At 58.9% G+C, this 24,632-nt stretch carries 21 protein-coding genes; 16 read left to right on the top strand and 5 right to left on the bottom strand.

Translation table 11 applies throughout. The features are described from left to right. Positions 1-119: 119 nt before the first annotated feature. From mgtE to MUY35_RS10535, 4 genes are all read left to right on the top strand, one after another. The gene (mgtE, locus tag MUY35_RS10550) at positions 120-1,502 is read left to right on the top strand and encodes a magnesium transporter (RefSeq protein ID WP_248367734.1); all 1,383 of its coding nucleotides are present in this window, start codon (positions 120-122) and stop codon (positions 1,500-1,502) included. After that, a complete protein-coding gene (locus MUY35_RS10545; RefSeq protein ID WP_248367720.1) occupies positions 1,502-2,071 on the top strand; it encodes a 5-formyltetrahydrofolate cyclo-ligase in 570 nt (189 codons plus the stop codon). Before mgtE ends, MUY35_RS10545 begins: the two co-directional genes overlap by 1 nt. Before the next feature lie 51 nt (positions 2,072-2,122). Then, a complete protein-coding gene (locus MUY35_RS10540; protein ID WP_248367718.1) occupies positions 2,123-2,947 on the top strand; it encodes a TIGR00282 family metallophosphoesterase in 825 nt (274 codons plus the stop codon). 137 nt (positions 2,948-3,084) lie between these two features. After that, positions 3,085-4,863, top strand: a complete 1,779-nt coding sequence (locus MUY35_RS10535; RefSeq protein ID WP_248367716.1) for an SLC13 family permease — start codon at positions 3,085-3,087, stop codon at positions 4,861-4,863. 15 nt (positions 4,864-4,878) lie between these two features. On the opposite strand, the gene MUY35_RS10530 is transcribed toward MUY35_RS10535, so the two are convergent. Then, positions 4,879-6,660, bottom strand: a complete 1,782-nt coding sequence (locus MUY35_RS10530; protein WP_248367707.1) for an SLC13 family permease — start codon at positions 6,658-6,660, stop codon at positions 4,879-4,881. A gap of 32 nt (positions 6,661-6,692) precedes the next feature. After that, on the bottom strand, positions 6,693-7,286 hold the full coding sequence (locus MUY35_RS10525; protein ID WP_248367705.1) for a LysE family translocator: 594 nt from the start codon (positions 7,284-7,286) through the stop codon (positions 6,693-6,695). 73 nt (positions 7,287-7,359) lie between these two features. Here MUY35_RS10525 and MUY35_RS10520 point away from each other — a divergent pair, with 73 nt between their 5' ends. From MUY35_RS10520 to MUY35_RS10510, 3 genes are all read left to right on the top strand, one after another. After that, on the top strand, positions 7,360-7,812 hold the full coding sequence (locus MUY35_RS10520) for an Lrp/AsnC family transcriptional regulator (protein ID WP_248367703.1): 453 nt from the start codon (positions 7,360-7,362) through the stop codon (positions 7,810-7,812). Between the two features lie 91 nt (positions 7,813-7,903). After that, a complete protein-coding gene (locus MUY35_RS10515; protein ID WP_248367700.1) occupies positions 7,904-8,644 on the top strand; it encodes a YebC/PmpR family DNA-binding transcriptional regulator in 741 nt (246 codons plus the stop codon). 92 nt (positions 8,645-8,736) lie between these two features. After that, a complete protein-coding gene (locus tag MUY35_RS10510) occupies positions 8,737-9,645 on the top strand; it encodes a DMT family transporter (RefSeq protein ID WP_248367691.1) in 909 nt (302 codons plus the stop codon). A gap of 46 nt (positions 9,646-9,691) precedes the next feature. Here the strand turns inward: MUY35_RS10510 and MUY35_RS10505 are convergent, their stop codons facing one another. Next, complete coding sequence (locus MUY35_RS10505; RefSeq protein ID WP_248367688.1) at positions 9,692-11,161, bottom strand: ABC transporter substrate-binding protein; 1,470 nt, start codon at positions 11,159-11,161, stop codon at positions 9,692-9,694. A 153-nt stretch (positions 11,162-11,314) separates the two neighbouring features. Here MUY35_RS10505 and panB point away from each other — a divergent pair, with 153 nt between their 5' ends. Then, positions 11,315-12,142 (top strand): 3-methyl-2-oxobutanoate hydroxymethyltransferase, encoded by an 828-nt coding sequence (panB, locus tag MUY35_RS10500; RefSeq protein ID WP_248367686.1) that lies wholly within the window; start codon positions 11,315-11,317, stop codon positions 12,140-12,142. Then, positions 12,139-12,975, top strand: coding sequence for a pantoate--beta-alanine ligase (gene panC, locus MUY35_RS10495; protein WP_248367683.1), 837 nt, complete (start codon positions 12,139-12,141; stop codon positions 12,973-12,975). The genes panB and panC overlap by 4 nt, the downstream gene beginning before the upstream one ends. 37 nt (positions 12,976-13,012) lie before the next feature. Here panC and MUY35_RS10490 read toward each other — a convergent pair whose 3' ends face one another. Next, positions 13,013-14,290 (bottom strand): acetylornithine deacetylase/succinyl-diaminopimelate desuccinylase family protein, encoded by a 1,278-nt coding sequence (locus MUY35_RS10490; RefSeq protein WP_248367677.1) that lies wholly within the window; start codon positions 14,288-14,290, stop codon positions 13,013-13,015. A 202-nt stretch (positions 14,291-14,492) separates the two neighbouring features. On the opposite strand from MUY35_RS10490, the gene MUY35_RS10485 reads away from it, so the two are divergent. The 7 genes from MUY35_RS10485 (at position 14,493) to MUY35_RS10455 (ending at position 22,213) form a co-directional block, all read left to right on the top strand. Continuing rightward, positions 14,493-15,569: a hypothetical protein gene (locus MUY35_RS10485; protein WP_248367668.1), complete on the top strand. Its 1,077-nt coding sequence runs from the start codon at positions 14,493-14,495 to the stop codon at positions 15,567-15,569. A gap of 243 nt (positions 15,570-15,812) precedes the next feature. Further along, a complete protein-coding gene (locus tag MUY35_RS10480; protein ID WP_248367665.1) occupies positions 15,813-16,982 on the top strand; it encodes a hypothetical protein in 1,170 nt (389 codons plus the stop codon). Positions 16,983-17,000: 18 nt separating this feature from the next. Next, a complete protein-coding gene (locus tag MUY35_RS10475) occupies positions 17,001-18,932 on the top strand; it encodes an ATP-binding protein (RefSeq protein ID WP_248367663.1) in 1,932 nt (643 codons plus the stop codon). Positions 18,933-19,067: 135 nt separating this feature from the next. Next, positions 19,068-19,913 carry a hypothetical protein gene (locus MUY35_RS10470; protein ID WP_248367660.1) on the top strand — a complete coding sequence of 282 codons (846 nt, stop codon included), beginning with the start codon at positions 19,068-19,070 and terminating at the stop codon, positions 19,911-19,913. After that, a complete protein-coding gene (locus tag MUY35_RS10465) occupies positions 19,897-21,258 on the top strand; it encodes a DUF6638 family protein (RefSeq protein WP_248367657.1) in 1,362 nt (453 codons plus the stop codon). The genes MUY35_RS10470 and MUY35_RS10465 overlap by 17 nt, the downstream gene beginning before the upstream one ends. Before the next feature lie 2 nt (positions 21,259-21,260). Next, entirely contained in the window at positions 21,261-21,527 is a 267-nt protein-coding gene (locus MUY35_RS10460; RefSeq protein WP_248367655.1) for a hypothetical protein, read from the top strand. Positions 21,528-21,535: 8 nt separating this feature from the next. Then, on the top strand, positions 21,536-22,213 hold the full coding sequence (locus tag MUY35_RS10455) for a DUF1523 family protein (protein ID WP_248367651.1): 678 nt from the start codon (positions 21,536-21,538) through the stop codon (positions 22,211-22,213). Between the two features lie 65 nt (positions 22,214-22,278). Here the strand turns inward: MUY35_RS10455 and MUY35_RS10450 are convergent, their stop codons facing one another. Further along, positions 22,279-24,630: an aldehyde dehydrogenase family protein gene (locus MUY35_RS10450; RefSeq protein ID WP_248367649.1), complete on the bottom strand. Its 2,352-nt coding sequence runs from the start codon at positions 24,628-24,630 to the stop codon at positions 22,279-22,281. Positions 24,631-24,632 lie beyond the last annotated feature (2 nt).

Here is a 24,632-nt window from a genome sequence, read left to right as displayed (position 1 = left end):
CGCTTGAAAGCCAGCGGCCAGACTATGACCCGAGATTTAGCGTGGCAATGGGTTTCTTGCGGTTCCATTGGTGTCCACCTTGTCCTATGTTCGCGCTGACCAACCCGGAGGGCCGCGTGATGCTGGACGATCAACTAAGCGACGATGCGCCCGAAGAAGGTGACTACGAACTGGATAAGGACGTGTTCCAACCAGTTCTTGCAGCCTTGGAAGCCGAAGATGCAGACGCCCTGGTTCAGGCTTTGGAACCGGTGCACGCGGCTGACATTGCCGACCTTCTGGAACAGTTGGGCCACGAAGAACGCGTCGCATTAGTGCGCCTATATGGGCGAGAACTTGACGGCGAAATCCTGTCAGAACTTGACGAAGGCCTGCGCGAAGAGATCGTCGGCGCGATGTTGCCCGACGTGCTGGCGGAAGCCGTCCGTGATCTGGAAACCGACGACGTTGTCGACCTGATCGAAGACCTTGACGCGCCGCAGACCGAGGCGGTTCTGGGCGCGCTGGATGACGACGACCGGGTCGTTGTCGAACAATCACTGTCCTATCCCGTGGAATCCGCTGGCCGCTTGATGCAGCGCGAACTCGTGGTTGCGCCGGAATATTGGAATGTTGGGCAAACTATTGATTTCCTGCGAGATCAAGATGACCTGCCCGAGACGTTTTATCACGTCATCCTCGTCGACCCGCGAATGCGCCCAACCGGATATGTCACGCTGGGCCGACTGATGGGCAGCGCGCGCAGCGTCAAGATGACCGAGATTGCGGAAGAAAGCTTCCGCACCATCCCGGTTCTGCAGGACGAAGGCGAAGTGGCCTATGCGTTCAACCAATATCACCTGATTTCAGCGCCCGTTGTCGATGCAGATGACCGCCTTGTCGGTGTGATCACCATCGACGACGCGATGGTCATTCTGGATGAAGAACATGAAGAAGACATTATGCGTCTGGCTGGGGTTGGCGAAAGCAGCCTGTCAGACCGTGTGATAGACACCACCAAACGCCGCTTTCCGTGGTTGGCGGTTAACCTTGTGACGGCGATTTTGGCCTCACTGGTGATTGCGCAGTTTGAGGAAGTGATAGCGCAGTTTGTGGCGCTGGCGGTGTTGATGCCAATCGTGGCCTCAATGGGGGGCAATGCAGGTACCCAGTCGCTGACCGTCGCGGTGCGATCACTGGCCACGAAAGACCTGACCTCGGCGAACGTCTGGCGGGTGATCCGTCGTGAGGCCGCCGTCGGGCTGATCAACGGGCTTATCTTTGCGGTCGTCATGGGGATCGTCGGCGTGGTTTGGTTTGGAACGCCCGTACTTGGCGTCGTGATCGCCATTGCGATGGTCGTGAATTTGGTGGTGGCGGGGCTGGCGGGCGTTATCATTCCGGTTGTGTTGGAACGCCTTGATATCGACCCCGCGCTTGCCTCGGGGGCGTTTGTGACCACGGTCACGGATGTTGTGGGCTTCTTTGCCTTTCTCGGACTTGCAGCGGTGATGCTTCTTTGATGAACGACCAGAACGACCTAAAGGAAACGAAAGCGGTAGCTCGCAAGGCCGCGTTTGCACGCCGTAAAGAGGCGCATGGGGAGGCACGGTCTGCCGCTGGTGTTGCGCATCTGTTGTCGATTGTGACCCAGCATAAGGGCAAGGTGCTGTCCGGCTACATGCCGATCCGCACAGAAATAACCCCCGTGCCGGTAATGGCGGCCATGGCTGCATATGGGCCGGTTTGCGTTCCGGTGATTGGAAAGCTGGGCCAGCCATTGCGCTTTGCCCTATGGACACCAGATTGCGAGATGGCCGAGGGCGCATTTGGTGCCTACATTCCTGCAAAGCTTGAATTCGTCGACCCGGAAGTTCTGATTGTGCCCTTGTTGGCGTTTGACCGTAAAGGCGGGCGTTTGGGGTATGGCGGCGGCTTCTATGACCGCACGCTGGAAGGGCTGCGCGCCAAACGCCCCACTCTGGCCATCGGTTACGCATACAGTGCGCAAGAGGTCGAGGCGGTTCCGTTAGAGCCAACCGATCAGCGGCTGGATGCCATCGTCACTGATAGCGGCGTGCATTGGGTCTGACCCAAACGCTTTGACTTGCCCTTTTTGCTTTTCCGTCCTAGGGCTTGGGCCATGAAGATACTTTTTCTTGGCGACATTATGGGGCGCGCTGGCCGACGTGCTGTGACCGAGCGGCTGAAAGCGCTGCGCGAGGCGTGGAAGCTGGATTTCGTTGTGGTAAACGGCGAAAACGCAACCGGCGGGGCGGGCCTGACCGCCGCCCACGCACGTACGTTTCTTGAGGCTGGCGCGGACGTGATCACGCTTGGTGATCATGCGTTTGACCAACGTGAGATGCTGACATTCTGCGAACAGGAGCCTCGGATTATCCGCCCGCTGAACTATGCGAAAGATTGTCCAGGAACGGGCGCGCGGGTCTTTACAGATGCGCGTGGGCGCAAGATCCTTGTGATGCAGGCGCTGGGTCAGGTTTTCATGAAGCGGCCATTTGACGACCCGTTTTCTGCCGTCGACGCGGTTCTGAAGCGGCACCCTCTTGGCGGCGCGGTTCAGGCAACGCTGGTCGATATCCATTGTGAAGCGACGTCCGAGAAGATGGGAATGGGTCATTGGTGCGACGGGCGCGCCAGCATTGTGGTTGGCACACACACGCACATCCCGACAGCAGACGCCCAGATTCTGCCAAAAGGCACGGCGTTTCAATCAGATGCGGGGATGTGCGGCGACTATGACAGCGTGATCGGGATGCAGAAAGAAGAACCAATGCGCCGTTTCATTACCGGTATGTCAAAATCGCGGTTCACCCCCGCGGCGGGCGAGGCGACGTTGTCGGGGCTTTTTATCGAAACCGATGATCGGACCGGCAAGGCCACGCGTGTTCAGATGATCCGCGAGGGCGGACGACTGGCGCAATCGACACCGTTAGACCACGGCTAACCCGATCTGTCGGGCGTGCGGCCACCGTTCTTGCCCCCTATCTAATTCAGCAAAGCACATAGCCTGCGAAAAACCACGCTTGCCGACTGCGTCCACACCGGGCAAGACTGTCGTGATGAACCTGACGGGGACAACTGATGGGTCTTTTTGAATTCGGCGATACGATGCTGGCAGTTCTGTCGCTGTTTGTCGTCTTTGGAATGTTTGTGATGTTTCTGCGCGAGACATTCCCGACCGAGGTCGTGGCGGTCGGCGGCGTGGCGATCATGCTGATTACCGGAATTCTGAACTATGAACAGGGTCTGGCGGTTCTGTCCAACCCCGCTCCGTGGACCATTGCCGCCATGTTTATCGTCATGGGGGGCTTGGTGCGCACCGGCGCGCTTCATTGGTTTACCCAGATTGCGGAACGGCGGGCCGAGAAAAATCCTGTCATGGCCCTGTCGGCTTTGATGGGATTTGTGGTAGTCGCGTCCGCCTTCGTGTCCAATACTCCGGTGGTGGTCGTGATGATTCCGGTCTTTGTACAGCTTGCCAAAAAGATTGGCAGCTCGGCGTCGAAATTGCTGATCCCGCTGAGTTATGGTGCGATTTTAGGTGGCACACTGACGCTGATCGGGACATCCACCAACTTGCTGGTCGATGGTGTGGCGCGCGCCAATGGGCTTGAGCCGTTCACGATCTTCGAGGTCACGCCTTTGGGCATCGCTCTGGTTGCTTGGGGCATGTTCTATATCTACTTCATCGCCCCCAAGATTCTGCCAGACCGCGACAGCATGGCGACGCTGTTGTCGGACCGATCTCGCAAGAAATTCTTTACCGAGGCTGTTGTCCCGCCGGACAGCAACTTGATCGGGCGCGAGGTGAATGGCGTGCAGCTGTTCAAACGCGACGGCGTGCGGTTGGTCGATTTGATCCGCGGCGACGCTTCACTGCGGCGCAATCTGGAAGGTGTGACATTGCAGGTCGGCGACCGCGTCGTTCTGCGCACAGCCATGACCGAGCTTCTTAGCCTGCAACGCGACAAAAGCCTGAAACGTGTTGATCAGGTGTCAGCGGTCGAAACGACCACGGTTGAAGTGTTGATTACCCCCGATTGCGGGATGGTCGGAAAACAGTTGGGGCGGATGCGTTTGCGCCGCCGTTATGGTGTTTATCCCTTGGCCGTGCACCGGAAAAACCAGAATATCGGGCGCCAGCTTGACGATCTGGTGGTTCGCGTTGGTGACACCCTGCTGCTGGAAGGCGCGCCGGAGGATATTCACAGGCTGGCGCAGGATATGAACTTGCTGGATGTCTCACGACCATCCGGGCGTGAATATCGCCGCAGCCATGCGCCCATCGCCATTGGCGCGCTGGTCGGGTTGGTGGTTCTGGCGGGTTTTGGTGTCGCCCCGATCTTCTTTCTGGCCATTCTTGCTGTGGCGTTGATCCTGCTGACCCGGTGCATCGACGCGGACGAGGCGTTCGGGTCGGTCGATGGCCGCCTTCTTGTTCTGATCTTTTCGATGTTGGCCATCGGGGCCGGGTTGGAAAACTCTGGCGCTGTCCGCCTGATCGCCGAAGGGGTCGCGCCCCTTTTGGGCAACCTGCCTCCGTTCCTGATCATCTGGGCGATCTACTTGCTAACCTCTGTCCTGACCGAGCTTGTGTCAAACAATGCGGTCGCCGTGGTTGTGACGCCGATTGCAATCGGTCTTGCCAACGCGTTGGGGTTGGACCCGCGGCCATTGGTGGTGGCTGTGATGGTGGCAGCCTCGGCCAGTTTCGCCACGCCCATCGGGTATCAGACGAACACGCTGGTCTATGGTCCGGGGGGGTATAAGTTTTCGGATTTCTTAAAGGTGGGTATTCCGCTGAACTTGTCGGTTGGGCTTCTTGCCTCCGCTCTGATCCCATTCATCTGGCCGCTCTAGGCGATCCCGCGCGGATCACAATGGCCAGAACACCAGAATGGCAGGGATCGAGACGGCGACGACCAGAACCTCAAGTGGCAGACCCATGCGCCAATAGTCCCCGAACCGGTATCCGCCGGGGCCAAGGATCAGTGTGTTGTTCTTATGCCCAATAGGGGTCAGGAACGCACAGCTTGCCGCGACAGCGACGGCCATCAGAAAGGGGTCAGGGTTCTTCCCAAGGGTCTGCGCCATCTGGATGCCGACAGGGGCGGCGACGATGGTGGTGGCCGTGTTATTCAGCACGTCCGACAAAGTCATCGTAACGATCATCAGAACAGTCAGCACTGCCCACGCCGGCATGCCTTCGGTAATCCCGACCAAAGCGCCGGCGATCAATTCGGTGCCACCTGAGGTTTGCAGCGCCGCGCCTAGTGGGATCATCGACCCCAGAAGCACAACGACCGGCCATTCGATGTGGGTATACAGCTCGGACAGGGGCACGATCTTGGTCAACACGTAGGCGACGACAACTAGTCCCAGAGCGACGGGCAGATATACAAGGCCGAAACTTGCCGCGGCAACTGCACCGCCAAATAAGCCGATGGCGAGCCAGACTTTTTCGTCTCGCGTTACCTTCAACCCGCGTTCGGCCAAGGGCAGGCCGCCCAGCCATTCGGTAACATCGGCCTCGGACCCCTGTGGCACAAGCACAAGCAGGATGTCGCCGGGGCGCACTTCGGTTTTGCGAACTTGCTTGGTGATCCGTTTACCCGCGCGCGAGATGCCAAGCAGGACGGACCGTTGTCGCCAGTTCAGTCCGACGGATTGCGCCGTTTTACCGACGATCCGCGCGTTTTCCGGCACCACGATTTCGATCTTTGCCAGCCCGTCGCCTTCTGCGCGCAGCTTTTCTTCGTTGCCTGCTTCGGCGAATGTCAGGCTTAGGGCTGCGCGAAATTCGTCCAGTGCCTCGGGCCGGGCTTCCAGCACCAACGCATCCCCCGCTTGCAGCTTGGTTGCGTGCTGGGTGCCATAACGGCGTTTCCCGCCCCGCACGAGGCCAAGGATCGCGACGTCATTCTTTTCCGCCGTTTCAAGCAGGTCTTTCAGTCGCTTGCCGATATGTTTCGAATCCTCGGGCAGGGCCAGTTCGGCGACATACAGGCCGAATTCCTCCATCGGGTCCGAGCCGTTTTCGATGTTTTCGGGCTGCGGGATCAGGCGCCAGCCGATCAGGGCAACGAAAATCAGACCGGCAATCGCGGTCACTCCGCCAACCGGCGCAAAGTCGAACATATGAAAGGGTTCGCCCAACGCCTCGCCACGAATGGACGCGATGATGATGTTGGGTGGCGTTCCGATCAGCGTCACCATGCCCCCAAGGATCGTCGCAAAGGACAGGGGCATCAGGCTTAACCCCGGCTCTCGGCCAGCCTTGCGGGCGGTCTGGACATCCACAGGCATAAGCAGAGCCAAAGCCGCCACGTTATTCATGAACGCCGACAGAACGCCGCCAATGGCTCCCATAAGGGCGATATGTGCCCCAAGCGACCGCGAGGCATCAACCATCGTGCGGGTGATAAGGAATACCGCGCCAGATCGCACCAGCCCGGCCGATACCACCAGCACAAGCGCCACGATCAGCGTGGCCGGATGACCAAAGCCCGAAAACGCGTCCTTGGTTGGCACAACGCCCAAGACGACCCCCAACATAAGGGCTGTAAATGCCACAAGGTCATAGCGATAACGGCCCCACAGCAGCATGCCGAACACCGCACCGAAAAGCGAAAAGAGGATGATTTGATCTGTTGTCATGGCTCAAGACTTACCGCCTGTGGGCCGGAACGTCACCCGTAGATTACGGGGAAAAGTGTCGCCACCAACAACAGCGCCATCGTCACGTTGAACGTCCGCAGGCGTACCGGGTTGGTCAGGATGACGCGAATTTTCTGACCTAGCATGGTCCAGACCGAAACCGAAGGCAGGTTCACGATGCCAAAAATGATGGCGACCAAGATGACGGCCGATATGCCGCGAGTAGGGGCATAGACGCTGATCGCGGTCAGGGCCATCGCCCACGCCTTGGGGTTGACCCATTGGAACGCGGCCGCTTGCAGGAAAGTCATGGGCGTGCCTCCGGCTTTACCGGTGCCGGGTTGTGCCGCATTTGCGATCTTCCATGCCAACCACAGCAGATAGATCACGCTGCCGGTTTTCAGGATCGTGTAGCTGACCGGATAAAGGTCAAAGAGCGTCATCAGACCGACGCCCACCAGCACGATCATGAAGGTAAAGCCGATCCCGATCCCCAACATGTGCGGGATCGAACGGCGAAACCCGAAATTCGCGCCCGATGCCATCAGCATCAGGTTGTTCGGCCCCGGTGTGATCGAGGATACGAAGGCGAAGGCCACGAAAGCCGAGAGAAGTTCGATTGACATGAAAGCAATAATTACCGCATTTTGACGCCGCAAGATTGCATTATTGCAGCTATGAAAGGTTCATTTGCAATAAATGTTGAAGATAGATCGAATAAATCGCCAGATATTGCGGGAATTGCTGCGTGACGGACGTCTGCCGAACACTGAACTTGCGGATAAGGTCGGCCTGTCGCCCTCGGCCTGCCTGCGACGCGTGCAAGAACTTGAGCGGCACGGCGTGATCAAAGGCTACCGCGCTGTGCTTGATCCGGTCGCGATGGGTGTTGGTTTTGTCGCCTATGTCACCGTCGGTCTGTCCGATCACACCAAGGCAGCGCAAGAAGGTTTCGAACGATCTGTCGCGCTGTATGACGAGGTGCGCGAGTGTCACAACATCACCGGCACGGTCGAATATCTGCTGAGGGTCGAGGCCGATGACCTGATCGCCTACAAGCGCTTTCACACCGACAAGCTGGGCACACTGCCACAGGTGCACCAAATCGTGACGCATGTTGTCATGGGATCGTCCAAGGATGAACGCGCGTGACCATGGGATCAGCAACGCCCTTGCGGCCCCCCCAAACCCTGCTGTATTGAACCGCGCAACATACCAATATTTGAAATAAATCGGAGGGCGCATGGCTGGCCACTCAAAATGGGCAAACATTCAGCATCGCAAGGGGCGTCAGGACAAACTGCGCTCGAAGCTGTTTTCAAAGCTCGCCAAAGAAATCACCGTAGCTGCCAAGATGGGCGATCCCGATCCTGACAAAAATCCGCGTCTGCGTATGGCCGTGAAAGAAGGCAAAAGTCAGTCTCTGCCCAAGGACGTCATTGAACGCGCGATCAACAAAGCCATCGGTGGCGACGCCGAGAACTATGACGAAATCCGGTATGAGGGCTATGGTCCGAACGGTGTTGCCGTGATCGTCGAAGCAATGACTGATAACAAGAACCGCACGGCATCCACCGTGCGCTCGACCTTCTCAAAGAACGGCGGCAACCTTGGGGAAACCGGGTCGGTGGGGTTCATGTTCGATCGCAAAGGCGAAGTGACTTACCCGGCTGAGGCTGGCGATGCAGACACCGTGATGGAAGCCGCCATTGAGGCAGGCGCGGAAGATTGCGAAAGCTCTGAGGACGGCCACCGGATCGTCTGTGCTGACACCGACCTGAACGATGTTTCGAACGCGCTGGAAGCCGCGCTGGGCGAAAGCGAGTCGACCAAGTTGATCTGGCAGCCCAACATGACCACCGAGCTTGATCTGGAAGGTATGCAAAAGCTGATGAACTTAGTGGATGCGTTGGAGGATGACGACGATGTGCAGCGCGTCACCACTAATTTCGAGGCCACCGACGAGGTTCTGGCCCAGCTCTAATCCGACCCATCGGATGAAATATTAAGACCCCGGCTCGGAAACCCGCGCCGGGGTCTCTTGTCTTTGGCGGCAATCTCGGGTCAGGTCGCCGGATGAGCTTCGCGACCCAATCAGATCAACGCCCTCTCTACGGTATCCTGTGGATGCTGGCGGCAGGGCTGTTCTTTGTTCTGATGAACGCGCTGGTGAAACATGTGGGGCAGGGGTTGCCCTCCGCACAGGCGGCGTTTCTGCGTTTCGCGTTCGGATTGGCTTTTGTGCTGCCAGCGCTGGGGCAGTTGCGACGCGCCCAGTTTTCACGCAAAATCTGGCGGCTGTTTGCCCTGCGCGGGCTGGTCCATTGCGGCGCGGTGCTGTGCTGGTTTTATGCCATGACGCAGATCACCGTGGCCGAAGTCGTGGCAATGAACTACCTGAACCCGATCTATGTGATGTTGGGGGCCGCACTGTTTCTGGGTGAGACATTCTCGACCCGTCGCATGATCGCGGTCGCCTTCGCATTTCTGGGTGTGTTGATCATCTTGCGACCGGGTCTGCGCGAGCTTGGGCCGGGCCATCTTTCGATGGTGTTCACCGCCATATTCCTTGGCGCGTCGTATCTGATCGCCAAGCGGTTGTCGCAGGAAACCACTGCCGCCGTGGTCGTGGCGATGATGTCAATCACTGTGACCATTGGCTTGGCACCTGTGGCATGGGTGGTTTGGGTCGCGCCGACGATAACCCAGTTGGGATGGCTCGTTTTGGTCGCCTTTTTCGCGACCGCCGGACACTATGCCATGACCCGCGCCTTTGCCGAAGCTCCGGTGTCGGTGACGCAACCTGTCACATTCGTGCAGATCATCTGGGCCGCTGCGATGGGAGCGTGGCTGTTTGCCGAACCGGTGGACATATGGGTGGTTGCAGGCGCGGGCGTGATCATAGCCGCCGTCAGTTACATCACGTGGCGCGAGGCGATGTTGAACCGACGCATCACGCCCAACCCCAACGCCGCGAAGTCGTGAAAAGGGGCGCCGCTGCGGACGCCCTTTTTCGTGTTTCAATCAAGGCTTAATCCGACCACCTGACCCCGGTCAGGTCATTGGCCTGCGTGGGCGCGTTTTCCCACAGGCCCTGAATTTTCGCGTTGGCGACGCCGGTCTTCGCCAGTTGGAACAGATACCCGTTCACATAATCATCGGCGATCATCTGCTGTGCGTCTTTGTTCAACTCTGAGCGCATGGCCGGATCAGATGTGACCGACAGCTTGTCGATCAACGCCTGAAAATCGGCGTTGTCATACTGGAAGTAATAATCAGGCCGCGCATAGATGTTGATGTCGGCGGGCTCGGTATGGCTGACGATGGTCAGGTCGAAATCCTTGCCCTTGAACACCTGTTCGATCCACTGCGCCCATTCGAGGTTCGAAATCTCGGTGTTGATCCCGACATCGCGAAGCTGTGCCGCGATGATCTCGCCCCCGCGACGAGCATAGGCGGGGGGGGGTAGCATCAGACGCAGCGTAAGACCCCCGGCCCCAGCGTCCGCGAGAAGGGATTTCGCCATGTCCGGGTCGAAGGCAGAGTTGCCGGTCAAATCCACATAGTCCGGGTTGTGCGGGGCAAAGTGGCTGCCGATGGGCGTTCCATAGCCATGCATGGCCCCATCGATGATGTCTTGCCGGTTGATTGCGTGGGCAATGGCCTTGCGCACGCGGACATCTGCCAACGGGCCGGATTTGTTGTTCATCGACAGGATCGTCTCGCCCTCGGTCGAGCCGACGATCACGTTGAACCGCGGGTCCGCTTCGAACTGCGACAGGGTTTCGGGTGCGGGAAAGTTGGGGAAGGCGTCCACGTCCTCGGCCATCATCGCAGCAAAGGCGGCGTTGGGGTCCGAGATGAATTTGAACGTGGCCGTGGTCAGCGCGGGCGCGTTGCCCCAATAGGCATCGTTGCGCGCGACGGTCACATGATCGCCCTTGGCCCATTCAACGAAGGTGAAAGGGCCGGTGCCCACGGGCGCAGTGGCGGCGCTGTCGATGCTTTCCGGCGCGACGATTACTGCGTCACCCCAAGCCATGTTGAACGGGAAGTTGCCGTTGGGGGCGGACAGTTTGACCTCGACCGTCAGGGGGTCGGGGGCAGTGACAGCCTCGATATCCTTGAACAATGCTTTCTGGGCGTTGGTCGAATCCTCAGCGCGGGCGCGATCAAGCGAGAAGATGACGTCCTCCGCATCCATCGTGGTGCCGTCATGGAAGGTCACGCCGTCGCGCAGTTTGAACGTATAGGTCAGGCCGTCGTCGCTGACCGACCATTCGCTGGCAAGGCCGGGTTGGACCGATCCATCCGGGCCAAATCGGGTCAGACCTTCAAAAATGTTGGCATAGACCACTTCGTCAATCGCGGCAGCCGCGCCGCCGGTCGGGTCAAGGTTTGGCGGCTCAAGCACCATGCCAAGCGTGATTGCGTCGCTTCCGGCAAGCGCGGTTGACGCCATAAGCGCCCAAGCGGCGGCGGTGAGTTTCAGATTGGTCATGGTCGGTCCTCCTTTCCCGAAAAGCGGGACAAGCCCCATGAAACGCGGGATTCTTTTTCAACGCAAGGGGGAGCCGTCGCGGCAACTCCCCTTTGATTTTCTGCGATGCAGCATTATAGTGCTCGAAAGAAGAGGATCAGGGGAGGAGAAACCATGAGCGCTTCTGCAAAGATTACGGTGCCGACACCGTCGGACATTCGGGCGCGAAAAGGCGGCACGCCCTTGGTCTGTTTGACGGCTTATGCGACGCCGACCGCGCAGATGATGGACGCGCATTGCGACATCGTTCTGGTGGGCGACAGCGTCGGCATGGTCGTGCATGGCTTGCCCGATACGCTTGGTGTCACGATGGAGATGATGGAGTTGCATGGTGCCGCCGTCAAACGCGGGCTGACGCAGGCCATGATGGTCGTCGACATGCCGTTTGGATCGTATGAAGAAAGCCCCGAACAAGCCTTTCGCAACGCTGCCCGCCTGATGCGCGTGACCGGTGCGGCGGCTGTGAAGCTGGAAGGCGGCGTGGCGATGGCGGACACGATCCGCTTTCTGACCAGCCGGTCGATCCCGGTGATGGCGCATGTGGGCCTGACCCCGCAGGCGATCAACACGCTGGGTGGCTACAAAGTGCAGGGTCGCGGCGAAGATCGCGCGCGGGTGTTGGCGGACGCCAAAGCCGTTGAGGACGCCGGCGCATTCTCGGTCGTGCTTGAAAAAGTGCCAGAAAGCCTGTCGGATGAAATCACCCGTGCGCTGTCGATCCCAACCATTGGAATCGGTGCCTCGGTCGGGTGTGACGGGCAAATCCTTGTGGTCGATGACATGTTGGGCCTGTTCACCGCGTTCAAGCCCAAATTCGCCAAGCGTTATGGCACTTTGGCGGCTGATGGCGAAAAAGCGATTGAAGCCTATGCAAAAGAGGTGCGCGCGCGGACGTTCCCCGGCCCGGAGCATGTGTTTGCCGATGAGGTTACCAAGACATGAAGCTTGTTCGCACGAAAGATGACCTGCGCACCCTGCGCCGCTCTTGGATATTCAAAGGCGAGCGTGTGGCCGTCGTGCCCACGATGGGCGCGCTGCATGCGGGCCATCTGTCACTGGTCGAGGTTGCAAAACAGCACGCGGACCGGGTGATCGTCACCATCTTTGTGAACCCCAAACAGTTCAACAATCCCGGCGATCTGGATAACTATCCGCGCACTGAAGAAGAGGACGCCGCGAAGCTTGCCCCTTACGGCATTGACGCGCTGTATGTCCCCACGCCGGACCAGATTTACCCGGACGGGTTTGCCACCAATGTGCGCGTGAAAGGTTTGACTGAAGACCTGGAAGGCGCACACCGCCCGGGTCACTTTGATGGTGTTGCGACGGTCGTGTCCAAGCTGTTCCTCCAATCGCGCGCGGACGTCGCTTGTTTCGGGGAAAAGGATTACCAACAGATGCTGTTGGTGCGCCGCTTGTCCGAAGATCTGGACATCGAGACAGAGGTGCTGGGTTGCCCGACCATCCGCGAAGAGGACGGCTTGGCGATGTCGTCGCGCAATGTCCGGTTGTCACCGAAGCAACGAGCGATTGCACCCGTTTTGAAGACCGAAATGGACCGGGCGGCGCGCGCGATCCGTCGCGGTGCGGACATTCGCGTGGTGCTGGACAGTGCCAAGGCGCAGATAAAAAACGCTGGATTTGACGCGGTTGAATATCTGGAGCTGCGCGATGCGCGCGACCTGACCCCCCTCAAGACGCTGGGCAAACCTGCCCGGTTGCTGGTCGCGGCAATGCTGGGCGATGTGCGCTTGATCGACAATATCGAGGTCTAGGCCAAGGGGCTTTGTCACCAGCGGCTGCGCCTGCGGTTTAAAGCAGTTCTTTCAGCACCAAGGCCATGACACCCGCGCTGTCGACCATGTCGTCGACACCAACCCATTCGTCGGGCTGGTGGGCAAGGTCAAGGATCCCGGGGCCGTAGGCGATGCAATTCTTGAGCCGCCCAATCCGGTCGATATGTTTCTGGTCATAGGTGCCGGGTGAGACGACATAGGACGGCTGCTGGCCCAGCACTTTCTCGATGGCGGCAGCGGTGGACGTGACCACGGGGGCATCCTTGTCGGTCATCGTCGGGATAACCTCGTGCATATCGCGGATCTCGTACTCGAAATTTGGACGCTCGGCGCGGATGGTTTCGAGCATCCGGTGGACCTCGGCCTTCACCTCGTTCAAATCCTCTTCGATCAGAAAGCGACGGTCGATGATGATGCGGCAGCGGTCAGCGACACAGGGGGCGGGAAATCCGGTGAAATCCACGTCTTGTTCAGCCTCGCCGCCATGGATCGAATTGATGTTCAGCGTAGACTGTTTCGCACCTTCGGGGACGACCGGCATATCGGTGCGTTTGGTGGCGAGAAGCGGGTAAAGATACGTCTCGATCTCTTCCAGCACGGCGCCCATATGGCGGATCGCGCTGTCGCCTAGGAATGGCATGGATCCATGCGCGATGCGCCCCTTGGTCTCGATCTCGGCCCACCAGACACCACGATGACCAAGGCAGATGCGGTCTTTATTGAGCGGTTCGGGGATGATGACGTGTTGCACGCGGTCCGGGTCGAAATAACCTTTTTCGGCCAGATAGGCGACGCCGCCATATCCGCCGGACTCCTCGTCTGCCGTTGCGCTGATTTCAACCGCGCCCTTGTGGTTGGGGTAAAGCGCGACGAAGGCTTCCGCCGCAATGATTGAGGCCGCCAGACCGCCCTTCATATCGCACGCCCCGCGCCCGTAGATGCGGCCGTCTTCCAACTCGCCGCCGAACGGGTCTTTGGTCCAGCCATGGCCGACTTCGACCACGTCGTGGTGGCTGTTGAAGTGCACGCAGTCGCCTGTGGCAGTCCCAATGTGGCGACAAACCACATTCCAACGCGGATGTTGGGCGCTGTCGCCCGGCGTGCCTTCGGCGCGGATCATTTCGACACGCCAGCCCTGCGCGCCCATGCGTTCAGCGATGAAAGAGCAAATCGCCCGATAATCCCGTCCCGGCGGGTTCAGTGTAGGAATGCGGATCAGATCTTGCGTCAGGGTGATCAGATCATCCTGCCGGCGCGCAATCTCAGCAAGCAGCGGGTCAGTTTTGTCGGTCATGTTGAAAATCTAGGCGTCATCGCCAAACATCTCAATGGTGGAAAAGACGTCAGATGCATTTCAAGGATGCCGCACGCGAAAACGCTGTTGCGGCACTTTAAATCGCGCTAAACTCAACCTAAATGCTAATGTAACAGTGATTAACTTTCTCGTGCGGACGGTAAGATCCAGACGGGGTATTTGGTGGAACTAAGGAGGGCGTATGTCCAGTTTTGATAAGCAGATTCGTGAAAGCCAAACACAGGTTCAGGAAGCGCAGTCCAAGATTGCTGAACTGACCACGCGGATCGAAACCGCGCGTGCAAAGGCGGAGGCTGGCGAAGATATCTCGATCGATATCGAGAACGCGACGCTGGAAGATGTGCACGCCCATACCGAAGCGATGAACGCCAATATCGCCGAGTTGATCATGGGGCTGGACGATGTGACCTCGGGCTTTTCGCAGGATTTCGACCAGATGCGGTCGAAAACCGGGTGGGAATCCTTTGTCGGGATCTTCTCGAAGGGGAAGTCGGAAAGCATGCGGCAGGAACGGATGCGCACCGCGTCCATAGACGACAAGCTGCAAGAGTTGATCGCGCAGTCGGACAGCATCGTGAACCTGCTGGAAGGCCAGTTGGCGATGCTCAATGAGCAAAAGGAAAAGGTGGGCGCCAACCTGACCACCACGCTGGACGAGCGTGAAATGACGGTGGGCGAACTGGAAGCCCTACGCGCCGAGATCCTTGGTTTGGACCCCAAGATCATCGAGCTTGAGGGCAAGATTGCCAACGAACAGGACGCCGCCAAGCGCACGCAGCTGGAAACCCAGCTGGCCGACCTGAACTCACAATACAACGAGATGGTGCAGGAAGAGCAAGTGAAGCTTGCCAAGTCGCAGACGTTGGAGCGCTATATCGAGAAGGGCAAGACCTGGGTCGATTCACTGCAAAACCAAGCGGCAACGCAGATGGTGCTGATCAACAAGTTGCAGACAGACACCAAGCAGCGCGTGGTGCTGTATGACGCGCTGACCAAGTCGCTGAAGACCGCGCAGCAGCAGGACGTGGCGCACCGGATCAATGAAATCGGCGTCGAGACAGACAAAGAAGCGCAGGCTGCGATGGCCGCGATTGGCACCGCGACGAACCAGCGGATGGCTGACATGATGGAAGCCCACGAAGACCAGATGGTCTTTGCCCGCGACGTGCTGGAGCAGAAGGCCAAAGCCGACGAACGCTTCGCCCGCCGTTTTGCCGAGATCGTCGAGAAGCACGACAAGAATTTGTATGGGCAGTGAGTATAAGTTGCCTTTGCCCGCCAATTTTCACTGTTTTATTTTCTGCAACTGAAGGTCGGTGGATATGAAGAAGAATGTCGTATTCTTCGCCTCAATGGCGCTATTGCTGATAGTCCTCTTGAGTCTGCTACCTGCAGAAAGGCGAGCAGGATCGATCACTGCAATCCTATTCTTGGTGTCATTGACCGTTACAGTTTTTGGCTTCTCGGCAGGTAAAGGAAAAAGCGACGAAGACAGTGGCCAATGACTAACGACATCAAAACCTCAGAACGCACCTCGGCTGGCTTCGCCCCCCGCGACCATGCCGAGCTGACGGACACGCAAATCACGCGGCGGTATTTCTCGAAGTTCGAGAAGATCACGGCGCATCTGGCCCGTGTCGCCGGGCAGATGGAGGTTGAAGGCAAGCTCACCCGTGATGAGGTTGACGTGCTGGCGCGCTACCTCATCAAACTAGGCCTTAGCTTCAAGGCGCTGGCCAACAAGTATCATATGTCCGACAAGGCCTATGGGCTTGGCGCTGCGACGCTGACTTTTGATCGGCGCGACAGCGGGTTTCCGGTCCATGCGGAGCTTTTGCAGATGGCCTCGGACGCCGCGCAGGCGGGGACGCATCTGAAAGGCATGGCATCGGTCGAGGAACTGAAAAGCCAGATGGTTAGCCAGATTGTCGGGGACCTGACAGTGCCGAAGGACTTGCAATATTCACTGTCCCAGCGGCTTTACTATGAAGAGCTTGCGAAGGGCGATTTGTTCTGGCCGCAGATGCACCCGGACGTGATCTGGCAGATGAACAAAGGCGAAGGGCGTGATGCGCGTCGCGTCTATCTGGCCCACTGGGCGGTCTATGACAGCGAGGTCAACCTGCCCACTGTCTATCTGATGGAGCTTGAAGATACAGGCCGCACCGCGCTGCCCAAGGACGAACGCCGCTGGCCGCAAGTGCAGTCGCATCTGATGGCGCAGAGCATGGCGGGGCTGAAACTGGTGACCATTGCCACCGGGTTCGACAAGGATTTCGACGACCTGCACCCCAAGCGCCTGCGCCGGTTCCATGTGGGGCCGATGTATAGCCATACGTTCACCCAACAGACCGGCCCGCTGCGCGAGGTGCTGGCCGAGGCGAAAAGCCCGCCCGGTGAAGATTGGGCGTTGGCCTGGACAGTTGAAGAACTGAAAAGCCAAAGCGTCAAGGAAGAGAAATCCGGCTGGTTCGGAAAGGTCGAGCGCGAGATTTTCGCGCTGGACCCGTTTGCAGGTTCCGGCTCGAACATCGGCGCGACCAGCATGGAACGCGCAATCATCATGCCCCAACGTCCGTTTCAGGTGCTTGCTGAAAAGAACCCCACCGGGTTCAACGACGTGCGCAAATTTGTTGTCAGCCCCGGTGGCCGGGTGCTGAGTTACCGTTGAATTAGGAGTGATACCCACATGAGCCTGCCTGCCGACCTGATGGAGCTTCGAGAGGAAGAAATTCGTGCGCATTACGCGGCGGCTGCCGGGCATCTGGATGGGTTCGACCATACGCCACGAATTGCCAAGCCGAAGGAAGCCCCAAAGGCTGAACGCAGCCCTGGCATCGGACGCGCACGTCGGTTTCGGTCCACCACGCCGGGTCTGGTGACGCGATCAACTGCGCGCCCTGAAGGGGTGCATTTGGCTGAACGGATCGAAGGGTCGGACGGAGATGACCCGCTGATCTCTCCGCTTCAGGCAACCGTTCTGCATGGGCTGCGCCGCGCGATTGCCGTCGCATTGGCGGTGGGCGAGGGGTTCGCCGAGCAAACCGAACTGGCCGCCCTGCGTCGCGCCAATCTGGAAGGGCGTCTGGGGGCGGACAAGAAAACAGCCTTCTCGGAACTTCTAACCGCCGAGGCGCTGATTGTCTTGCATGTGTTCGCCAACGCGACCTCGTTCCTGCTGGCCGATCACGCCAGCGAGGCGTCGATCGAGGTCGGCGCGGTCGAAGAAATCCTGACCGACAATGCGCCACTCGCGCTGAAAGGCGCTTTGTGGGAGTTGGATCAGGAAATCGCCACCTTCGTCACGTCCGAGGATAAGCTGGTCGCGACCGTCTTGGCCTTTGTCGAACAACTGATGGAGAAGGTCGCCCTGCGCGCCCAGACCGCGTCGCATCTTGGCCCCTTCACGTCCGCCAATTACCGGGTCGAGGCGGATAACCTGACGATTTCCGGCTTCACCCCCGCCCGCGCCCATCGCGGGTCCAAGATCACGATGACGTTCAAGAAGCCGAACGAGGTCGTCGGCAACCACATCGCGAAATATCAGGCGATGAAGCTGGCCAAGATGCTGATGGCTTATGATTTCGAGCGGAAACTGAACCCGTTTGCGGAACTGGGTGGCTTCATCTTCACCTTCATGGGCGACGGAAAGCCGGGAACTGGGAAGACAACGCTGATCCAGATGATGGCCGGGCTGGTCAATGATTATTGCACGGTGGCGGGCTATCCGTTCCGATATCAGAATTTCGGCATCGACAATATCGACAGCTATCAGGGCAAGTCGGGCCAGAACGCGAAGGCGTTCATCAACAACGTGCTCGACCCGAATGTGATCGGCTTTGGCACGGTGGATGACATCGACCAGATCGCGGGCAAGCGGGGGGATCGTCAGTCCAGCGCGGGCCAGCAAGAGGTCACGGCGGTCCTGATGGAGAGCTTCTCGGGTGCCAATACGGTGGTGCGCGGGAATTGCACCTTTGGCATGTTCTCGAACTATCCCGAGAATGTGGACGACGCCTTGCGCCAACGCGCCGGTGCGCGCTTCTTGGTCGATGGACCACGGACGCGCGAGGACTATATCGATATCCTGCATCTGCTGATGGGTAAGAACCACGACATCCCGCTGGGCGACCACGACCTTTACGCCGCGCAGGAGATCAAGTCTGCCGTGGCGCGCAGTTTTGCGGCGCATGCCCGCCCACAGGAAGACGGGCTGCTGGCGGTCTTTGACAAGGTGCACGACAAGATCGGCGCGCTGGATAACATCGCCAAAATGGGCACCTATCTGAAAGCCATTCAGGAAGCCGACGAGCGCTTCACTGGCCGGTCGATCAAGAACATCACTGATGCGGTGAAAGTCCGCGCGATGGACTTTGAGCTGCCCGACGAATGGATGGAGAACCCCGAGCTGTTCTTGGTGAAAGACTACGACACCAAGAAAGCGATGATCGCAGACCTGCGCGTCCCCATCACCACCGACATGGTGATCCAGGAAATCAACCGCTACGCCGATTCAGAGTTCCGCTATGCCGACAAGTCGGACGAGGCCGCCATCGAGGCGATGGTGCGGGATTTCGGGCGGCAGGAAGAGGCGAAGAAGCGGTATTTGGAGGGCAAGTGAGTATCCGCCGAGACATAAGGGGCGCCTCCGACCCGAGGGTGGGCGTTCGCGCCCGCCGTCACGCCAGAGGCGTGCTACTCGCACGACGGGGCGGGTCGGGCGTGACCCGGCGACAAGCGCCGGGAGGGTGCTGGTGTGAATGAACGAGGAACTGAAAAGAAGCTTATTGTGCAAAGCCCGATGTTTTGGGCAGTTGTGGCAACATTGGCTGTGTTTGGGTTCGGATTGTGGGCGGCAAACCAAGAAGTATGCGCTGTTGATTTTTGGGGAACACAGTCCTGTAGCGGAACTAAATGGCATGCATTTCTTAACGCGTCCCCCAATGAGGTTGGTGACACTCTCGCTGGGTTTGCTGGTGCTTTGGCGTTTGTTTGGCTGATCGCGACCGTTGTTCTGCAGGGGCAAGAGCTACGCGAGCAAAGGCAAGAATTTGAAAAAATGGCTGACGCACAGTCAAAGCAGGTCGAGCTACTAATCCACCAGGGCAAGATCTTTGAAGATGAACAACGGCAACGTAATGAGCTAAGAGCCAAGGAACACTTTGAAAGCATCCTTTTTGAGATTGCACTGACGCTCGAGTCTCTTAGCTTGAGCCTGTACTCGGTTGCAAGAAATTCTCTTGGGGGATCTCAGGTCACTGTGTTTGGATCTTGCGCCCGAGAGGAACTTGGGGTCGATGCCTATCTACGGAAAATGTCGTTCGAAACGAATAGTTTTTTTTGGAAGGTCAAGAGCAACATTCTCAACCCGGGAGTGGAGATAGAGAAGATAAAGGGAGTTGATGATTGGGAGGCAGTGGTCAAACACGTGGATGTAGTTGGCCAATTGTATGACAGGCTCTCGGAAGACCAAAGACAGCGCACTAAAACGATGCGACTACCTGCGTTGCGGGAGAATATCTTGAGGCTGACTGATCTGGACATCTGGAAAACTCCGCGCAAATCCAACTATGAGGAGCCATGCTTTGAAGCGCCTAATTAAACGCGGTCTCATGTTTGGCAACCTGATCCGGGTCGACAGCCCCGCGCTGATCGAACGCTATAACCGTGCGCTCAAGGGGCTGGCGGGCAAGCAGACGAAGCTGAAAGAATTTCATATCGACGTCTCCGGGTTCTCGCCCGAGATTGGCGAGGAGCTGGACGATCCGCTCTACCTCAACCCCAATGGCTGCAACCGGCAGTTTATCATTCTGACGGTGGACCAGAAGACCGCGCCGCTGCTGAATGCCATGTTCTCGACCTCGCGCGCGATTTTGCGGCAGTTCATCGCGGATAACGAGGCGAAGCTGTTCGCGCTGACCGCCCATGATGCGGTGGCGGGTGAGTTGATGGATTCGGTCTATGACATGTCCGACCCCGCGCGGCTGTTTGATATTCGCAAGTTCACCATCGAGGCGGACACGACCCAAAGTCACGTCAAGAACGCCCGCCTGCTGGCCGAGAAGATCGACCATTTTCAGACCGCGCCAAACGCTTGGTATGACGACGATCTGATTGGCGAGATGATCGAACTGGCGCGCGAAACGGGCGACGTCACCCGCGTGCCGGTGGACCTTGGCGTGCAGGAATACGAGCAGGGCAATTTCTGGACCGCGCATTTTGGCGGGCTGTATGTCTTCCGTGATGTGGAAAGCCCGGCGGTGATTGTGTCGGGTGATAAAGATCGGCTGCCCACGCCGCCTCCGGGCAAGGTTTTGGACACGTCCGAGGCAAACAGGCTGGCCAGTTTCCTGAGCAAGAACGATCTGGTCGAACCGGTCGTTCGTGAACGCGGTGATGCGGGGGCCACGATCCTGCGCCAGAAGATGGAGTTCATTCTGGTCGACGCCGCAACGTCGGCCGGGCTGGATTTGGGTGACATGTCATCGCGCACCCTGCGCCACGTGGCGCAGCGGTTAGGGTCACATCTGCCCGCAGCCTTCCACGGGTTGGCGGCGATGGTGCGCTGGGCGGAAGCTGGCGGGCAGTGGCCCCGGATCGACAGCCGTCATCCGGCCTATTTCTATACCCTGCGCGCGCGGCCAGACCATCCCGATCGCGACCTGATCAACCGCTTGTTGTCCGAGCTTGCGCCGATGGACTTCCGCCAGCTGTTCATCTGCCACAAGGAGCTTTTCTATGCCGCATATGCCACATGGCCCGACGAAAAGCGTGAATTTGTGGCAGAATTCCTGCATCGTGACTATATGGCGAACAAGGCCGGTGCGCGCGAAGCGTTGTTCGGCGGGCGCAAAGACCCGATGAAAGTGCCCCGGACGGCGCGCAAGCGGGCGCGTGAGGACATGATCGAGATTGTCGGCCCGTGGGGCGCAGTGAACAGGAGGTAACGATGGGATTGGTGCGACTTGTCATTTTCGGGTTCATAGGGCTTAGCATCGTTTACGTGTTGGTCAGCATGTATTCCCGCTCGATCCGGTTGGAAAAACTGGAAAATCAATGGGCCGAGGAACACCCCGATGGCGATGTGACCGATCGTGACGCGTGGCTACGCGAAGGGATGGAGGACTATAAGAAAAGCTTCCGGCCCAAGCTGATCCTGCTGGTGTATGTGATCCCCGCGCTATTCGTTCTGATGTCACTCATCCTAATCAACTGAGGTTCCCCATGCGCCGTTTTCGTATCATCATCCGCAGTCTGATCTTCGTGCTCCTATTTGGTGTGCTGCATTATGTGTTGCCGCAACATGACATTGTGCGCGTCGTGAACACCTATCAGGAACGGCAGGATTTGGGGGATTGGACCCGGATTTTCTGGTCGAAGCCGGATGATCAATCCGCCAACCTGATCAACCGAGATGTGCAGTTCATCCAGACGGTGAAAAAGAAAACGTATCTTCTGGGTTTCGTGCGCCGCGATGCGGAAGAGGTCATGGTTTATCGCAACGAGGATACCGGCTGGGGTTGGCCATTCTATTTCAAGTTTGACACCGCCAGCCTTCAGACCGAAGTGGACGATCTGCGATCTACGCCGGAAAACCCCAAATGGGCAGTGCTAACCCATTACGGCTGGCGCAACGAGCTGATTTCGGCGTTTCCGAACGCGGTTGCGATACGTCCTGTCACCGGACCTGACGCGACCATTATTCCATGGTTCAACATCATGTTCTTCCTTGTGTTGGCTGTCATCATCGGCTTCGTGCGCGCGTTGTGGCGACAGTTCCGCGAACGCTCGATAGATCCGGCGCTTGAAGATGCGGGCGAGGCGTGGGATGCGGTTGATGCCCGTGCAGACAAAGCGCGGGGCCGGTTCTCGCGCTGGTTGGGGTCTTGGCGCAAGAAGTAAGATCGACATAAAAAAGCGCCGCGCAGGATATCCCGCGCGGCGTTTTGCCGTTCAATGGTGTGGGCTTATTCGCCGTAGGGCACCCAGATCGTTTTGACCTCGGTGGCGTGGACCAAGAATTCGCGGCCTTCGCCTGCTGCCCCGAACCAGTCCCGCGCTGTCGCGTTGTTGACCCAACTGCGTTTCAGGTTCCCTGCACTTTCTGTTTCCACGATGGCTGAAATGTCCGCCCCAGACAGCGTCCAAACCGCATCTACGCCAAGGTGACCTGCCAAGGGCGACGCAAGCTCTGCGTGGCTGCCGGTGACGATGTTCACGACGCCCGCCGGCAAGTCCGACGTGTCGAGCACCTGATAGAAATCGGTCGCGGCCAGCGGGAACGGCTCGCTTGCGGCCAGCACCACGCGGTTGCCCATCGCGATCGCCGGGGCCATCAGGGACACCAGTCCCAGAAGGGGGGCGTCGTCCGGGCAGAAGCCGCCGATAACGCCGACCGGCTCGTTCATCGCCAGCGCGACCCCGCGCATCGGAACCGGCTTCGCAGCGCCGTCATATTTGTCGGACCAAGCGGCATAGGTGAACAGGCGGCTGACCGCAGCGTTCACCTCCTTTGCGCCATTGCGACCACCCATCATGGCGTCGATCCGGGCAGCGAACTCATCCGCGCGGGCCGAGAGGTTCTCGCCGATATAATACAGGATCTGTGCGCGCAAGTGGCCCGTCGTCTTGGACCAGCCATTGGCGGTATGTGCAGCCTCGACCGCGTTGCGGATGTCTTTGCGGTTGGCCACGCCGACGTGACCCAAAAGCGCACCTTGTTTGGACCAAACAGCTTGCGAATAGCCACCATCGGGCCGCGCTTGCTTGCCACCGACATAGAACTTGGCGGTGCGATCCAGCGCGTCGACCGTCGCCTCTTTCGGGGCAGCAAAGGCGGCGATGGGTTTCAACGACTGCGCCTTGGCGCGCGGCTTGGTGTAGGCTTGCAAGCCTTCCCAGCCCCCTTCGCGGCCAAACCCGCTTTCGCGCACGCCACCAAACCCGGCAGCGGCGTCAAACATGTTGGTGCCGTTCACCCAGACCACGCCAGCCGCCAGCTTTGGCGCGATATCAAGGGTCAGGTTCACATTCTCGCTCCACACCGTGGCGGCCAGCCCGTAACGGGTGTTGTTGGCAATCTCGACGGCCTCGGATGGGGTGCGGAAGGTGGTGGCGACCAGAACCGGGCCGAAGATTTCTTCCTGCATCAGCATGGACGCCGACGACAGGCCGGTGATCAGGGTGGGCGGGTAAAAACAGCCTGTGTCCGGGATCGGGCAGGGGGCTTGGTAAAGCTCGCCGTCGCCTGCGCCCGCCTCGACCAACTTCGTGATTTGCGCGTGCTGCACAGGGTCCACCACGGCGCCCACATCAATGGATTTGTCCAGCGGATCGCCCATGCGCAGCTTGTCCATCCGGGCTTTCAGCTTGGTATAGAAACGGTCGGCGATGCCTTCCTGCACGATCAGGCGCGAGCCTGCACAGCAGACCTGACCCTGATTGAACCATATTGCGTCGACCAGACCTTCGACCGCTGAATCCAGATCGGCGTCGTCAAACACGATGTAGGGCGACTTGCCCCCCAGTTCCAATGTCAGGGACTTGCCCGACCCTGCCGTTTCGCGGCGGATCACCCGGCCAACTTCGGTTGAGCCGGTGAAGGCGATCTTGTCGATATCCTCATGCGTCACGATGGCTTCACCCACGCGCCCGTCGCCGGTAACGATGTTGACCACGCCCTTGGGCAGTCCGGCCTCGTCGCAGATTTGCGCAAACAGAAGGGCGGTCAGCGACGTGTATTCGGCGGGCTTCAGAACCACGGTGTTGCCCATCGCAATCGCAGGCGCGATTTTCCATGACAGCATGAGCAGCGGGAAATTCCACGGGATGATCTGGCCGCAAACGCCCAGCGCCTCACGGTCGGGAAGCTCGGCGTCTTGCAACTGCGCCATGCCCGCGTGGTAATAGAAATGGCGCGCGACCAGCGGAATGTCGATGTCGCGGCTTTCGCGGATGGGTTTACCATTATCCAGCGTTTCCAGCACCGCGAACAGCCGCGAATGCTTTTGGACCAAACGCGCCAGAGCATAAAGGTATTTCGCCCGTTCGTGGCCCGAAAGTGCCGCCCATTTGCGCTGCGCCTTGCGGGCGGCGGTGACGGCGGCGTCGACGTCGTCGGGTGTGGCCTGCGTGACCTGCGCCAGCACTTCGCCATTGGCGGGGTTCTTGGTGTCAAATGTGTCACCGACGGCACTCATACGCCCGCCGATATACAGACCAAACTGGCCGTTGCGTTCGGCAATCCAGCCCAACGCTTCCTTCGCGCTTTCCGGGGCGAGGCCATAATCCATCGTGTCAAAGATTTCTTTCACGGTCATAA

Source organism: Aliiroseovarius sp. S1339 (assembly GCF_023195695.1).
Lineage (GTDB): Bacteria > Pseudomonadota > Alphaproteobacteria > Rhodobacterales > Rhodobacteraceae > Aliiroseovarius.
Note: the sequence above shows the minus strand (reverse complement) of the source record. Positions and strands in the feature narration are given on the sequence as shown.

Coding starts and splice junctions, on each gene's coding strand:
- MUY35_RS10490 (WP_248367677.1), bottom strand. CDS start 14,290: ATGACCGACAAAACTGACCCGCTGCTTGCTGAGATTGCGCGCCGGCAG.
- panC (WP_248367683.1), top strand. CDS start 12,139: ATGAAGCTTGTTCGCACGAAAGATGACCTGCGCACCCTGCGCCGCTCT.
- MUY35_RS10515 (WP_248367700.1), top strand. CDS start 7,904: ATGGCTGGCCACTCAAAATGGGCAAACATTCAGCATCGCAAGGGGCGT.
- MUY35_RS10525 (WP_248367705.1), bottom strand. CDS start 7,286: ATGTCAATCGAACTTCTCTCGGCTTTCGTGGCCTTCGCCTTCGTATCC.
- MUY35_RS10480 (WP_248367665.1), top strand. CDS start 15,813: ATGACTAACGACATCAAAACCTCAGAACGCACCTCGGCTGGCTTCGCC.
- mgtE (WP_248367734.1), top strand. CDS start 120: ATGCTGGACGATCAACTAAGCGACGATGCGCCCGAAGAAGGTGACTAC.
- panB (WP_248367686.1), top strand. CDS start 11,315: ATGAGCGCTTCTGCAAAGATTACGGTGCCGACACCGTCGGACATTCGG.
- MUY35_RS10450 (WP_248367649.1), bottom strand. CDS start 24,630: ATGACCGTGAAAGAAATCTTTGACACGATGGATTATGGCCTCGCCCCG.
- MUY35_RS10545 (WP_248367720.1), top strand. CDS start 1,502: ATGAACGACCAGAACGACCTAAAGGAAACGAAAGCGGTAGCTCGCAAG.
- MUY35_RS10460 (WP_248367655.1), top strand. CDS start 21,261: ATGGGATTGGTGCGACTTGTCATTTTCGGGTTCATAGGGCTTAGCATC.
- MUY35_RS10510 (WP_248367691.1), top strand. CDS start 8,737: ATGAGCTTCGCGACCCAATCAGATCAACGCCCTCTCTACGGTATCCTG.
- MUY35_RS10530 (WP_248367707.1), bottom strand. CDS start 6,660: ATGACAACAGATCAAATCATCCTCTTTTCGCTTTTCGGTGCGGTGTTC.
- MUY35_RS10485 (WP_248367668.1), top strand. CDS start 14,493: ATGTCCAGTTTTGATAAGCAGATTCGTGAAAGCCAAACACAGGTTCAG.
- MUY35_RS10475 (WP_248367663.1), top strand. CDS start 17,001: ATGAGCCTGCCTGCCGACCTGATGGAGCTTCGAGAGGAAGAAATTCGT.
- MUY35_RS10455 (WP_248367651.1), top strand. CDS start 21,536: ATGCGCCGTTTTCGTATCATCATCCGCAGTCTGATCTTCGTGCTCCTA.
- MUY35_RS10540 (WP_248367718.1), top strand. CDS start 2,123: ATGAAGATACTTTTTCTTGGCGACATTATGGGGCGCGCTGGCCGACGT.
- MUY35_RS10520 (WP_248367703.1), top strand. CDS start 7,360: ATGTTGAAGATAGATCGAATAAATCGCCAGATATTGCGGGAATTGCTG.
- MUY35_RS10535 (WP_248367716.1), top strand. CDS start 3,085: ATGGGTCTTTTTGAATTCGGCGATACGATGCTGGCAGTTCTGTCGCTG.
- MUY35_RS10505 (WP_248367688.1), bottom strand. CDS start 11,161: ATGACCAATCTGAAACTCACCGCCGCCGCTTGGGCGCTTATGGCGTCA.